This window comes from Ruegeria sp. AF2 (assembly GCF_056542025.1).
In genome coordinates, this window is record NZ_JBQFZC010000004.1 from 377,959 (window position 1) to 391,041 (window position 13,083).

11 protein-coding genes are annotated in these 13,083 nt (G+C 58.9%); 4 read left to right on the top strand and 7 right to left on the bottom strand.

What is annotated here, in order from left to right:
- The first annotated feature begins 24 nt into the window (after positions 1-24).
- The 3 genes from dut (at position 25) to ACR0NM_RS15200 (ending at position 3,617) form a co-directional block, all read left to right on the top strand.
- A complete protein-coding gene (gene dut / locus ACR0NM_RS15190) occupies positions 25-480 on the top strand; it encodes a dUTP diphosphatase (RefSeq protein ID WP_480615444.1) in 456 nt (151 codons plus the stop codon).
- Complete coding sequence (locus ACR0NM_RS15195; RefSeq protein ID WP_480615446.1) at positions 480-1,526, top strand: HesA/MoeB/ThiF family protein; 1,047 nt, start codon at positions 480-482, stop codon at positions 1,524-1,526. Before dut ends, ACR0NM_RS15195 begins: the two co-directional genes overlap by 1 nt.
- Before the next feature lie 75 nt (positions 1,527-1,601).
- Complete coding sequence (locus tag ACR0NM_RS15200) at positions 1,602-3,617, top strand: M3 family metallopeptidase (protein ID WP_480615448.1); 2,016 nt, start codon at positions 1,602-1,604, stop codon at positions 3,615-3,617.
- Here the strand turns inward: ACR0NM_RS15200 and ACR0NM_RS15205 are convergent.
- From ACR0NM_RS15205 to ACR0NM_RS15230, 6 genes are read right to left on the bottom strand one after another with little or no spacing between them, the layout of a single operon-like run.
- Entirely contained in the window at positions 3,614-4,546 is a 933-nt protein-coding gene (locus ACR0NM_RS15205; protein WP_480562818.1) for a 2-hydroxyacid dehydrogenase, read from the bottom strand. The two genes, ACR0NM_RS15200 and ACR0NM_RS15205, sit on opposite strands and share 4 nt — an antisense overlap.
- Before the next feature lie 10 nt (positions 4,547-4,556).
- Entirely contained in the window at positions 4,557-5,696 is a 1,140-nt protein-coding gene (gene rodA, locus ACR0NM_RS15210) for a rod shape-determining protein RodA (RefSeq protein WP_170395892.1), read from the bottom strand.
- Positions 5,693-7,642, bottom strand: a complete 1,950-nt coding sequence (mrdA, locus tag ACR0NM_RS15215) for a penicillin-binding protein 2 (RefSeq protein ID WP_480615450.1) — start codon at positions 7,640-7,642, stop codon at positions 5,693-5,695. Before mrdA ends, rodA begins: the two co-directional genes overlap by 4 nt.
- The gene (locus ACR0NM_RS15220) at positions 7,639-8,175 is read right to left on the bottom strand and encodes a rod shape-determining protein MreD (RefSeq protein WP_480615452.1); all 537 of its coding nucleotides are present in this window, start codon (positions 8,173-8,175) and stop codon (positions 7,639-7,641) included. Before ACR0NM_RS15220 ends, mrdA begins: the two co-directional genes overlap by 4 nt.
- Complete coding sequence (mreC, locus tag ACR0NM_RS15225; RefSeq protein WP_170423788.1) at positions 8,168-9,070, bottom strand: rod shape-determining protein MreC; 903 nt, start codon at positions 9,068-9,070, stop codon at positions 8,168-8,170. The genes ACR0NM_RS15220 and mreC overlap by 8 nt, the downstream gene beginning before the upstream one ends.
- 56 nt (positions 9,071-9,126) lie before the next feature.
- On the bottom strand, positions 9,127-10,173 hold the full coding sequence (locus ACR0NM_RS15230; protein WP_039523195.1) for a rod shape-determining protein: 1,047 nt from the start codon (positions 10,171-10,173) through the stop codon (positions 9,127-9,129).
- A 154-nt stretch (positions 10,174-10,327) separates the two neighbouring features.
- Here ACR0NM_RS15230 and ACR0NM_RS15235 point away from each other — a divergent pair, with 154 nt between their 5' ends.
- The gene (locus ACR0NM_RS15235) at positions 10,328-11,113 is read left to right on the top strand and encodes a 23S rRNA (adenine(2030)-N(6))-methyltransferase RlmJ (RefSeq protein ID WP_480562820.1); all 786 of its coding nucleotides are present in this window, start codon (positions 10,328-10,330) and stop codon (positions 11,111-11,113) included.
- A gap of 172 nt (positions 11,114-11,285) precedes the next feature.
- Here the strand turns inward: ACR0NM_RS15235 and ACR0NM_RS15240 are convergent, their stop codons facing one another.
- The gene (locus ACR0NM_RS15240) at positions 11,286-12,857 is read right to left on the bottom strand and encodes a 2-isopropylmalate synthase (RefSeq protein ID WP_170395900.1); all 1,572 of its coding nucleotides are present in this window, start codon (positions 12,855-12,857) and stop codon (positions 11,286-11,288) included.
- Between the last annotated feature and the right edge of the window lie 226 nt (positions 12,858-13,083).

Genomic DNA, 13,083 nt, shown 5'->3' on the forward strand with positions numbered 1-13,083 from the left:
GCCATAAAGACAAGAGGTACAGGTATGGTGGCAATTCGCGTTATCCGAGAGGAGGGGGCTGACCCGTTGGTGCCCTTGCCTTCATACGAAACCGCGGGTGCTGCCGGGGCGGATGTGCGCGCCAATCTGCCGGATGGTACGTCTATTATTCTGGAACCGGGCCGTCGTGCGCTGATACCGACAGGCCTTAGGATCGAAATTCCGCAGGGGTTCGAGGTTCAGGTGCGTCCACGATCGGGCCTTGCCTTGAAACACGGGATCACCTTGCCCAACACTCCGGGTACAATCGACAGCGACTATCGCGGGCCATTGGGCGTGATCGTGATGAACGCGGGTCAGGACCCCTTCGAGATTACGCATGGCGAACGTATCGCGCAACTGATCGTCGCACCGGTGGTGCAGGCCATGTTCCAGGACGTTGAGGCTCTGACCGAGACTGATCGCGGCGCGGGTGGCTTCGGCTCGACCGGGCGCGGCTGATGCTGCTGGTTCTGATCATTGCCGCCGGGCTTTGGGGTGTCGGCTATATCGCCGGGGTGTCGCGCAGCGCGCGTCTGGTTTCCATTGGCGCGCTCCTGATAGGCGTGATTATTGCTCAACTTCTCCTGCCTGAGGGAAACCCGTTGCGTCAGGCGACCGGTGGGTCGGCAGCGATGTGGCTGATCCTCGCTGGAGCGGCTGTGCTGGTGCTGCTTTATGGGCGGGGTTTGAAGGCGTTGCGAAATCGCGCCGCGTCCGGCCAGACGTCGGAGCCCGCCAAGCCATCCGAACAGTTCAGCGAGACCGAGCTTGAACGCTATGCCCGCCACATCGTTCTGCGTGAACTGGGCGGTCCCGGCCAAAAGCGAATGAAACAGGCGCGCGTGCTGGTAATCGGTGCGGGGGGGCTCGGCGCGCCCGCCCTGCAATATTTGGCTGCCGCCGGAGTGGGAACAATCGGCGTGATCGACGATGACGTGGTCGAGAACGCCAACCTACAGCGGCAAGTGATCCACCGCGACGCAGATATCGGCATGCCCAAAGTGTTCTCGGCCCAGCAGGCGATGGTGGCGCAGAATCCCAACGTGGTCGTCTTGCCGTACCACCGTCGCCTGACCGAAGAGATTGCAGCAGATCTGTTTGCTGATTTTGATCTGATCCTCGACGGCACTGACAATTTCGACACCCGCTACCTTGCAAACCGTACGGCGGTTGCACTGGGAAAACCCCTGATATCTGGCGCGCTGTCGCAGTGGGAAGGGCAGCTCAGCGTCTTTGACCCTGCCACCACCGGCCCATGTTATCAGTGCATTTTCCCCGAAGCACCCGCCCCCGGCCTTGCGCCTTCTTGCGCCGAGGCTGGAGTAATCGGCCCACTGCCGGGTGTGGTCGGCTCGATGATGGCGGTTGAGGCGATCAAGGTGATCACCGGCGCCGGGCAGGCATTGCGAGGTGAGATGTTGATCTACGATGCGCTATACGGCGAAAGCCGCAAGATCACCCTAGCACGCCGCACCGATTGCCCGATTTGTGGGTCAGCACACTAACGCCGCCTCAAATTTTCGGGTAGCTCTGGATCATTTCGACGGACGGTCTTAGCTATGAGGTCAAAGGAGACCTCAATGACCAATCCGATCCTTTCTGACTGGAACACGCCCTTCGAAATCGCATCGTTTGACACAATCTCGGATGATGATTTTTCCCCCGCGCTGAAACAGGCGATGCACGCACATGATGCCGAGATTGAGGCGATAGCAGCGAGTCCGGACACGCCCACATTCGCCAATACGATCGAAGCGCTGGAGGCTGCAGGCGAGCAGATGGATAAGGTTCTGTCGGTCTTTTTCACCGTTGCAGGTGCGGACAGCAACCCCAAGCGTGAAGAACTGCAACGCGAATTTTCGCCCAAGCTGGCGGCACACTACTCGCGCATCTCATCAAACAAAGCACTGTTTAAGCGCGTGGCGGATTTATGGGACCGGCGCGATAATCTGGACCTGACCGATGAACAGGCGCGCGTTTTGATGCTGTCTCATCGCGGGTTCGTGCGGGCGGGGGCGGCGTTGACCGGCGCCGACGATGCGAGAATGCAAGAGATCAAGGCCCGTTTGGCGTCTCTGGGCACGTCCTTCACGCAGAACTTGCTGGCGGATGAACGCGACTGGTTCATGGATTTGACCGAAGAAGACCTGCAAGGCTTGCCGGATTTTGTTATCGATGCAGCGCGCGCAGCGGGTCAGGAAAAGGGAGCGGATGGCCCGGTGGTAACCCTTTCTCGGTCGATTATCGTGCCCTTTCTGCAATTCTCGCCCCGCCGGGATTTGCGTGCAAAGGCTTATCGCGCGTGGACTGCACGGGGGGCAAATGGAGGTGAGACCGAAAACCGCGAGATTGCGGCGGACATCCTGCGCCTGCGCGAAGAACGCGCCAAGCTGCTGGGGTATGCCAGCTTCGCTGCCTACAAGCTTGAGACCGAGATGGCCCGCACACCAGATCGCGTGCGAGAGCTGCTGTTGGATGTGTGGGAGCCCGCCAAAACCCGCGCCGACGCAGATGCCGAGGTGCTGACGGCAATGATGCAAGAGGATGGCGTAAATGGCCCGCTGGAGGCGTGGGATTGGCGCTACTATGCCGAGAAACGCCGCAAGGCCGAACATGATCTCGATGAAGCGGCGCTGAAGCCGTACCTGCAACTGGACCGGATGATCGAGGCGTCTTTCGCCTGCGCCACACGGCTGTTCGGGCTGGAGTTCGCGCCGCTTGATGTGCCGCTCTATCATCCCGATTGCCGTGCGTGGGAGGTGACCCGTGACGGGCAGCATATTGCGGTGTTCATCGGTGACTACTTTGCACGCGGATCGAAACGGTCGGGTGCATGGTGCAGCGCAATGCGCGGGCAGGCGAAATACCCGAAAGAACAGGCTCCGGTCGTGATCAACGTCTGTAACTTTGCCAAAGGTGACCAGGCGCTTTTGTCCTATGATGACGCCCGAACGTTGTTTCACGAGTTCGGCCATGCCCTGCACCAGATGCTGTCCAATGTGACCTATGAGAGTATCTCGGGCACCTCGGTGGCGCGTGATTTCGTTGAACTGCCCAGCCAGCTTTACGAACATTGGCTGGAAGTGCCCGAGGTATTGGCTGAGTTCGCCACTCATGCCGAAACGGGCGCACCGATGCCGCAGGAGATGTTGCAGAAGGTGCTACAGGCCGCCAATTTCGATCAGGGGTTCCAGACGGTGGAATATGTTGCCTCGGCCCTGGTCGATCTGGCGTTTCATGAGGGGGCTGCCCCCGCTGATCCGATGGAGAAACAGGCCGAGGTGCTGGCCGAAATCGGCATGCCTCGGGCCATTGGAATGCGCCACGCCACCCCGCATTTCGCCCATGTCTTTGCGGGCGACGGTTATAGCTCGGGCTATTACAGTTATATGTGGTCCGAAGTCATGGATGCCGACGCCTTTGCCGCCTTTGAAGAAGCGGGCGGTGCGTTTGATCCCGAACGCGCCAAGGCACTGGAGGAACACATCCTGTCAACTGGCGGATCCCGCGAGGCGGAAGAGCTGTATCTGGCCTTCCGTGGACGTCTGCCTGGCGTCGAAGCCTTGCTGAAAGGCCGCGGGCTGATCGCGGCCTAGTACCCAAGCTTTCGGTCAACGAGGTGGAGAAAGGGTTCACCCGCTTCACCTCGGCGAATGTTCTCGCAGATCACCTGAGCTGCGGTAACAGGTCTGGTTTCCGAGGCTATATGTGGCGTCACCGTCACATTGGGATGTGCCCAATAGGGATGCTCGGTCGGCAGAGGTTCGGTGCGGAAGACATCCAGCGTGGCGTGCCCGACCTGCCCTGAATTCAGCGCGGCCAGCAGGGCCTCATCATCGATAAGCGGCCCGCGACCCGGGTTGATGATCTTGGCCCCTTCCGGCAACAGCGCCAGTGTTTCGGCGTTGAGCGTGTTTTCGGTCGCCGGAGTATCTGGCAGCAGCAAAACCACTATCTCGGCCTGGGACAGTGCATCGCGCAGCCCGTTCTTACCATGCAGACAGGTCACGCCGGGAATAGTCTTGGCGGTACGGCTCCAACCGATGACATGGAAATTCAACGCTGCCAACGCGTGGGCCGATGCTTCACCCAATGCGCCCAAACCCAAGATGCAGACGGTGCGTTGCTGGGCCAGTGGTGGCGCATCAGGTGTCCAGACCCCATCCTGTAGCGTAATGTGTTGGTCCATCCCAAGGTGATAGCGCAGCATATGGCCCACCACCCATTCCGTCATGCCTTGCGTTAACCCCCCGTCAACCATACGCGCCAGCGGAACGGTCAAGGTTTCATTGCCCGAGATTTTCTCAACCCCCGCCCAGAGGCTCAGCACCGCCTTGAGCCGTGTGAAGGGCGTGAAATCCTGTACCCCTCCGTTCGGGGCGTAAACGATGTAGTCGACCTGATCTGCAGGGATGTCCGTGGCCAGATGAAAATCTAGCCCTGCGTCCGACAAGTATTGATGCATCAGAGCTTCATACTCGGGCCACAACTCAGGGCGCGCGGAAAACAGGACATTCACGGGCATAGGAAACCTTTCAGCGGGGACGATGTATATGGGCGCTTTGAACGATGCCAAAGGCGGCCATCAGGACCAGCATGGCCGAGCCGCCATAACTGACCATCGGCAGCGGTACTCCGACCACTGGGGCCAGCCCCATCACCATCGACATATTGACGGCAAAAAACAGGAAGAAATTCAGCGCGATCCCAAGTGTCACCAGAGACGAGAAACGATCCTTGGTCGACAGCGCCGTGACCATGCAGAAGATCAGGATCAGACCGTAAAGGATCAACAGTGTGATGCCGCCGACAAAGCCGAACTCTTCGGCCAAGGTGGTGAAGATGAAATCGGTGTGTTTTTCGGGCAGGAAGTTAAGACGTGATTGCGTTCCCTGCATGAAACCGCGCCCATTCCAGCCCCCCGAACCCAGAGCGATCTTCGATTGCGTGATGTGATATCCCGCTCCCAACGGATCGGTTGAAGGATCCAGAAACGTATCGATGCGTCGGAACTGGTAATCTTTGAGCAACTGCCATTCAGTCCCTCGGCTGTTGAACACTGCAGCAATCAGGCCAACCCCCGCTGCAATCACGGCAGCGAAATAGGCCCAATGCACCCCGGCAAGGAACATCAGACCACCACCAGCAGCCAATAACAGGATCGATGTGCCTAGGTCGGGCTGGCGCAGCACCATGAATGTAGGGATCAGGATCAGAATGACCGGGATAATCACCCAGAGCGGGCGCGAGGTTTTGTGCGCCGGCAGCCAGTCGTAATAGGCGGCCAGCACCATCACCAACGCCACTTTCATTACTTCTGAGGGTTGCAGCCGCATGAAGCCCAGATCAATCCAGCGCTGCGCCCCCATGCCGATCGTTCCAAACAGTTCGACCACGATCAGTAGACCGATCGCGCCCAGATAGGCCACAACCGACATGTTCCGCCAGAACCAGATAGGCACAAGCGCGATGATAAACATGGCTGCCAAGCCCAGACCGAACCGTTCCATTTGCGGTTCCGCCCACGGCATCCAGGATCCACCCGCGACCGAGTAGAGCATCAGGAACCCCGCGCTTGCCACGCTGATCAGCAACAGGGTGAGCGGCCAGTTCATATAAAGGAACTTGCGAAACCCTGACGGCGTGGATTTGACGGCATATTCAAGATAGCTCATGCGCGGTCCTTCTCGTCAGGACGCGCTTTGGGGCGACGGTCACCCTCCAGCCGTTTCTGTTGTTCTTTGATGCGCTCTCGGTCTCCGGCCGGATACGCCTCGAGCGGTGGCGTGCCATCGTAGAGTGCCTGCAGCATGATATCGCGCGCCACTGGGGCCGCGGCTTTGGAGCCGCCGCCGCCGTGTTCCACCACCACAGCCACAGCGTATTTCGGATTGTCATAGGGGGCGAAGCTGACGAACAGGGCATGGTCTCGACGCTCCCATGGCAGGTCTTCGTTTCGGATCACACCTGCGGCGCGTTCTGCCTTGGTAATATTGCGCACCTGACTGGTGCCGGTTTTGCCTGCCATGCGGAACTCATCGGCGATGATGCGACTGCGATACGCGGTGCCACGCCTGTTATTCGAGACTGTGAACATGGCTTTGCGCACTTGCTCAAGGTTGTTGCGGTTCACCTGCAGCGGTTCACCCGCGCCCGAGGGCTGCTCAACCCCATTGATTGATCGAACAAGGCGTGGTTGCACGGCGCGACCTGTCGCCAAACGCGCGGTCATCACGGCCAATTGAAGCGGTGAGGCAAGCATGAACCCCTGACCGATCGACGCGTTTGCGGTGTCGCCTACCAGCCAGTCCTGTCCGTGAACCCGCTGCTTCCATTCCTGATTGGGGGCAAGCCCGGCGGCAACGGCAGACATCGGAATGTCATGTTTGATACCCAGTCCGAAGGTGCGTGCCATCTCGGAAATCCTGTCGATCCCGACACGTATTGCCACGTCGTAATAGTAGACGTCGCAACTGCGCTTCAGCGAGGTTTCAAGGTCAACCGTCCCGTGCCCGCCGCGTTTCCAGCAGTGAAAGCGGCGGCTGCCCACTTTCATGTGACCCGGACAGTACACTGTACTGGATGGGCTGATCACCCCGGCTTCGAGCGCAGCCATGGCGGTGATCATTTTGAAAGTCGATCCAGGAGGGTAGGTGCCCTGTACTGTCTTATTGGCAAGCGGGCGATACTTGTCCTGCGTCAGCATCTGGTAGTCCGCCACCGAGATCCCACGCACGAACAGGTTCGGATCGAAGCTGGGGGCCGAGCTGATGGCGCGGATGTCGCCGGTTTCGCAATCGATCACGACCGCAGCGGCGCTTTCCCCAGCCAATCGCGCCTGCGCGTATTGCTGCAGATTGGCGTCGACTGACAATTGCAAATCTGCCCCGGCTTCGCCGACCTGGCGGTCCAGCTCGCGCATCACCCGGCCTGTGGCGTTGACCTCAACTCGCTTGGCGCCCGCCTTACCGCGCAATGTGATCTCTTGCTTGGCTTCCAGCCCGACCTTACCGATCTGAAACCTTGGAATACGTAGTACCGGTTCAGGGTCTTCAATTTGGCTTAGATCGTAATCGCTGACCGGGCCGACATAGCCAACAACGTGGGCAAAATCCTCGTAACGTGGATACTGGCGCGTCATGCCGACCTCGGGCGTGACGCCAGGCAATGCAGGGGCATTGACTGCGACTTTTGAAATATCCTCCCAAGTTACCTGATCAGCCAGTGTGACCGGCAGAAACGGGGCCGATCGACGCATCTCGGTTTTGGCACGTTCGATCTCATCCTCGGTCAATGGGATCAGTTCCGAAAGCTTGGCGATAACCTTGTCGATATCGCCTGCATCCTCGCGCACGATGACGATGCGATAGGACTGAGAGTTTAATCCTATGATCTGCCCGTTCCGGTCATATATCCGGCCCCGGGTTGGTGGGATCAGACGGATGTTGATCCGGTTTTCTTCGGCCAGCAGACGGTATTCATCCGCTTGATCCACCTGCATGAACCGCATTCGGGCTGCCAGCCCCCCGATAAAGGCCGCTTGTAGCCCACCGAGGATCAAGGCGCGGCGCGGCAAACGTTTGTAAGCAAGGCCCTTGGGCTTTGGTTTGCGCTGCTTCATGGCCGCACCCTTGGCATCGTGCTGTCGGCAACAGATTTGCGCCTAACGCCAAATACAGTTTGGCTCATCAAAACCATCACAGGATAGATTGCGATTGTCAGAATAACTTGCACCACTACCGGTCCCAGAGTTGCCTGTTGCACCGAGAGGATAGCAAGAATGAGTCGATTGAGCACAAACACAACCGTGATCACGGCCCCGACGGTTGCCCATTCGCCCACAAACCCGCTGTCTTTCATGCCAGCTGCAGTGGAATGAAGATAGGCTGCACCCAGAACCACTAACGCAGCAAGCAACCCGGGTGGGCGTTGCAACAGCAGATCGGCCATGAACATGACGATGGCAATGATCAGGATCGGAATATATTCCGGCCGCCGCAGCACCCACGCGTAGGTAAGCGCGATCAGTATGTCGGGAAAGGGCAGGCGATCAGGTTTGGTATCCAGCGGCAGCAGGTGCAGAAATACCACAAATACTGCCAGCGCGACATAGAGGCCACGCTTGGCCCACAGGTATGAGACTGGCCTATCCATCATTGACCTCGGATGGGGTCAAAGACGCCTCGGGTTGACGGGGCCCGACGATATCCCCGGATTCCGTGATCGGTGGGGCCGACTGATAGCGTAGTACGCGCAGAAACTCGAGCCGCTCGAAATCCGCCGACAGCCGCACGCGCAATCTGCCGCCGGGATCAACCGTGATCTGACCGATCAGCAAGCCACCGGGGAACACACCGCCATCGCCCGATGTAACGACCCGGTCACCCGGTCGCACGAGTTCCCGGTTTTCCAGAAACTCCACTGCAGGGGCCGAAGTATTGTCACCTGCGATCAGCGCCGTCTGACCCGAGGGCTGGATCGTCGCCGGGATCGCGCTTGAAGCATCGGTCATCAGGATCACGCGCGCGGTATCCGGGCCCACGCCCGAGATGCGCCCGACCACTCCGATCCCGTCCATCGTTGCCCAACCATCCACGATCCCGTCACGCTCCCCCACGTTCAGCAGCACAGATTGCCTGAAGGGTGAGCCGCTATCCGCCATCACCACCCCGGTGACATAGGTCAGGCGCGGATCGAGCCGAACATTGTTAAGGTCCAGCAGGCGGGCGTTTTCCTGTTCCAGTTGCAGCGCGGCCTCTTTCCAGGCGCGCATCAGGCGCAGCTCGCTGCGCAGTTCCTGGTTCTGCTCGCTGAGCCGCTGATAGCTTTGGAAATCACGAGACAGGTTCACCAGCGCAGTGACCGGAACCATTGCCCACTCCATCGAGGGGACTACCGTATCCACCACCTGCGCGCGGAAGCGTTCCACTCGCGGGCTGTCGATGCGCCAGATCAGGAAGATACCCAGCAGGCACAGGACCACGATCCCCAGCAGCAGGCGGCGCAAAGGGGTCGTGTATTCGTCGCGCTGTGAACGGTCTTTTGCCACAGGTTACCTTCCCGTGCTGCTCGTGCCCGAGTTCTCACCCCATCAGGGTGCGCGCCTTAGCTTTCGTAGTCAATCGCGTGGCGCAGTTGTTTTTCGTATTCGAGTGCTTTGCCCGTGCCCAAAGCCACACAATTCAGGCTTTCATCAGCAATAGAAACTGCCAAACCGGTCTGCTCGCGCAGCGCCAGATCCAGATCGCCCAGCAAAGCTCCGCCTCCGGTCAGCATAACACCCCGGTCCACGATATCAGCCGCCAGATCGGGCGGCGTGGTTTCCAGAGCTGTCATCACCGCCTCGCAAATCTGCTGCACGGGTTCAGACAGTGCTTCGGCCACCTGAGCCTGACTGATCTCGATTTCCTTCGGTACACCATTCAACAAGTCGCGCCCGCGAATATGCATCGACTGGCCACGCCCGTCGTCTGGCATCCGTGCGGTACCGATGGTGGTCTTGATCCGTTCCGCAGTTGATTCACCCACCAGCAGGTTCTGTTGACGCCGCAGGTACGAGATGATCGCCTCATCCATCCGGTCGCCACCAACGCGAACTGAGCGGGCATAGACGATGTCGCCCAGCGACAGAACCGCAACCTCGGTGGTCCCGCCGCCGATATCCACAACCATGTTGCCGGTTGGATCGGTGATCGGCATTCCTGCACCAATCGCAGCGGCAATCGGTTCGGCAATCAGGCCCGCGCGGCGCGCGCCTGCAGACAGAACCGACTGGCGGATTGCGCGTTTTTCAACCGGGGTTGCGCCATGAGGGACGCAAACGATGATCTTGGGTTTCGAGAAGGTTGAGCGTTTATGCACCTTGCGGATAAAATGCTTGATCATCTCTTCGGCGGTATCGAAGTCCGCGATGACACCCTCGCGCATCGGACGGATGGCTTCAATGGAGCCGGGGGTCCGGCCCAACATCAGCTTGGCGTCCTCGCCAACAGCAAGGACTTTCTTGACCCCATCCTTGACGTGGTAGGCAACGACCGAGGGCTCAGACAGGATCACTCCGCGCCCTTTGACATAAACCAGCGTGTTAGCTGTTCCAAGGTCGATAGCCATGTCGGCTGTGAACAGGCCGCCCAGATTGCCAAAGATGCCCATATTTCCCCGATCCCGTTTGTCAGAATTTCCACTGCCCGCGACTCGACGGTTCCGGGACGGATGCCTTATAGGGTGCCAACTCGCCCGGTTAAAGGGCTGATTCCGCGACAATCAGCACCTTTCCGCCTTATTGATGGAGACTTTAGAAGGCATAATGCTCTCATATCAACACATTTACCACGCTGGAAATCTGGCTGATGTGCAAAAGCACGCTTTATTGGCGTGGACGCTGCGTTATTTGACCCAAAAGGACAAACCCCTCAGCTATATCGAAACGCACTCCGGGCGTGGACTATATCACCTTGACGCGGCTGAGGCGGTTCGAACGGGTGAAGCTGTCGCCGGGATCGGGCGCGTCAGGCGCGAAGGTTGGTTTGATTCCGATCATCCAATGGCGCGGGTGCTGGATACCATACAGGCCAGTCACGGCGTGCAAGCGTATCCCGGTTCACCCCTGATTGCGGCCAACCTGTTGCGAAAACAGGATAGCCTGCATTTCGCCGAGCTGCATCCGCAGGAACATTCGGCACTTTCACTGGCATTGTCGCCGTTCGGTGCGAAGGTCTATCAGCAGGATGGGTTTGAGTTGGCCCAATCGTTGCTACCCCCGACCCCTCGGCGCGGGATGATGCTGATCGATCCCAGTTATGAAGTGAAGGCCGAGTATGACCGATTGCCCGGGGTGATCGCGAAGCTGCACCGCAAATGGAATGTGGGTGTGATCGCACTTTGGTATCCAATCCTGACGGATGCACGTCACAAGGCTATGATTTCGTCTCTGAAATCCGCTGGATATCCCAAAACGATTTGCCATGAGGTCACGTTCCCTCCGGCGCGGGAAGGTCATCGCATGGTCGGATCAGGTATGTTCATGTTGAATGCACCCTTCGGGATCGAAGACGAAACGCGCCGCTTGTCGGAGCTGTTCGCTCAGCTTTGAAAAGCAAGAATTACACAGGGAAAGCTCCCGCTCCGTTTGCCTGCATCAAAGTTGCCGTCAAACGCGTTGGGCCCGGCAGCGCGCCAGAGGTGCGTTGCCGGGCCCAAAACCCAAGAAGGGTCGGCGAAGCCGGGCCGCCGCGGGTGCGGGAGCCATTAGCCTTACCCTTCAATCAGGTCAGGTCTTTGTAGCTGATCTCGCGTGTATCTGCTCCCGGACCAGCCTTTTCACGACGCATGATCAGGCGGTTCAGCGCGTGGATATAGGCTTTGGCCGACGCAACCACCGTATCTGTATTTGCAGACTGACCGGTGGCGATCATACCATCCTCTTCCAGACGGACCGAAACCGTGGCTTGCGCGTCCGTACCTTCGGTTACCGCATGCACCTGATACAGTTGCAGCCGCGCAGTGTTGGGATAGATCGCCCGGATCGCCCGGAAGGTTGCGTCGACTGGGCCGTCACCGTTTTCTGTGGCGATCCTGTCTGCACCCTCTACCTCCAGCTCGACCGTCGCTTCGGCCTGACCTCCGGTACCGCAGGTCACTTTCATCGACACCAGTTGAAGATGATCGTCCGCTTCGTCGTCGACGCTCATCAACGCGATGAGGTCATCGTCAAAGACTTCTTTCTTGCGGTCGGCCAGATCCTTGAAGCGCACAAAAATGTCTTTGAGCTGGTTGTCACCAACCTCATACCCCAGCGTTTCGAGCTTATCGCGCAGTGCAGCGCGACCCGAATGCTTGCCCAGCGGCAAAGAGGTGCCAGAGAGCCCAATGTCTTCAGGGCGCATGATCTCGAAGTTTTCGCGGTTCTTCAGCATGCCATCCTGATGGATGCCGCTTTCATGGGCAAAAGCGTTCTTGCCGACAATGGCCTTGTTGAACTGCACCGGAAATCCGGCCACGGTCGCGACCCGGCGTGAAATATGCATGATCTTGGTGGTGTCGATGCCAGTATGCCACGGCATGATGTCGTTGCGTGTGCGCAACGCCATCACAACTTCTTCCAGCGCGGTGTTGCCTGCGCGTTCACCCAACCCGTTGATGGTGCATTCGATCTGACGCGCACCACCTGCGACCGCTGCCAGAGAGTTCGCTGTCGCCATGCCAAGGTCGTTGTGGCAGTGGGTGGCAAAGATTACCTCATCCGCGCCGGGAACCGTCTCGATCAGGCGCTTGATCAGATCTGCAGACTCGACTGGGGCAGTATAACCGACAGTATCGGGGATATTGATCGTGGTGGCGCCAGCCTTGATTGCAATCTCTATCACACGGCACAAATAATCCCATTCGGTCCGGGTCGCATCCATCGGCGACCACTGCACGTTTTCGCAAAGGTTGCGCGCGTGGCTGACCGTTTCGTGGATCTTGTCGGCCATCTCGTCCTGCGTCAGATTTGGTATCGCCCGGTGCAGCGGAGAGGTTCCGATAAAGGTGTGGATCCGGTTCTTCTCGGCGTGTTTCACCGCCTCCCAACACCGATCGATATCGGCGAAATTGGCGCGGGCCAGACCACAGATGCGGCTGTTCTTCGAGCGCTCGGCAATCTCGGACACCGCTTTGAAGTCGCCTTCCGATGCAATGGGGAATCCGGCTTCGATGATGTCGACGCCCATCTCATCCAGAAGCTCGGCAATTTCGAGCTTTTCGTTGTGGGTCATGGTCGCGCCGGGGCTCTGCTCGCCGTCGCGCAAGGTGGTGTCGAAGATCACGACGCGGTCTTGGTCGGTCACGTTTGTCATGGGGTTCTCTTTCTTCTTCTGTCCTAAAGCCTCTTGGCGCGCGGGCGTCCTCCTCTGAGCGGGCGCGCCGGATGGCACGCTCAGAGGCGGATTAGGATCAGTAGACCACGCAGCAACGCGCCGCTGGGTGCGGCGTTTGCAAAAGCGATATCTGCGCGGTTGATCATGGGGATCAGCTTATACAGGGCGCGCGGCGAATGAAAAGCGGGAAATTTACAGGGGAACA

Bases quoted from the DNA above. Each gene is read 5' to 3' on its own strand.
- dut (WP_480615444.1), top strand. From the start codon at position 25: ATGGTGGCAATTCGCGTTATCCGAGAGGAGGGGGCTGACCCGTTGGTG.
- ACR0NM_RS15195 (WP_480615446.1), top strand. From the start codon at position 480: ATGCTGCTGGTTCTGATCATTGCCGCCGGGCTTTGGGGTGTCGGCTAT.
- ACR0NM_RS15200 (WP_480615448.1), top strand. From the start codon at position 1,602: ATGACCAATCCGATCCTTTCTGACTGGAACACGCCCTTCGAAATCGCA.
- ACR0NM_RS15205 (WP_480562818.1), bottom strand. From the start codon at position 4,546: ATGCCCGTGAATGTCCTGTTTTCCGCGCGCCCTGAGTTGTGGCCCGAG.
- rodA (WP_170395892.1), bottom strand. From the start codon at position 5,696: ATGAGCTATCTTGAATATGCCGTCAAATCCACGCCGTCAGGGTTTCGC.
- mrdA (WP_480615450.1), bottom strand. From the start codon at position 7,642: ATGAAGCAGCGCAAACCAAAGCCCAAGGGCCTTGCTTACAAACGTTTG.
- ACR0NM_RS15220 (WP_480615452.1), bottom strand. From the start codon at position 8,175: ATGGATAGGCCAGTCTCATACCTGTGGGCCAAGCGTGGCCTCTATGTC.
- ACR0NM_RS15230 (WP_039523195.1), bottom strand. From the start codon at position 10,173: ATGGGCATCTTTGGCAATCTGGGCGGCCTGTTCACAGCCGACATGGCT.
- ACR0NM_RS15235 (WP_480562820.1), top strand. From the start codon at position 10,328: ATGCTCTCATATCAACACATTTACCACGCTGGAAATCTGGCTGATGTG.
- ACR0NM_RS15240 (WP_170395900.1), bottom strand. From the start codon at position 12,857: ATGACAAACGTGACCGACCAAGACCGCGTCGTGATCTTCGACACCACC.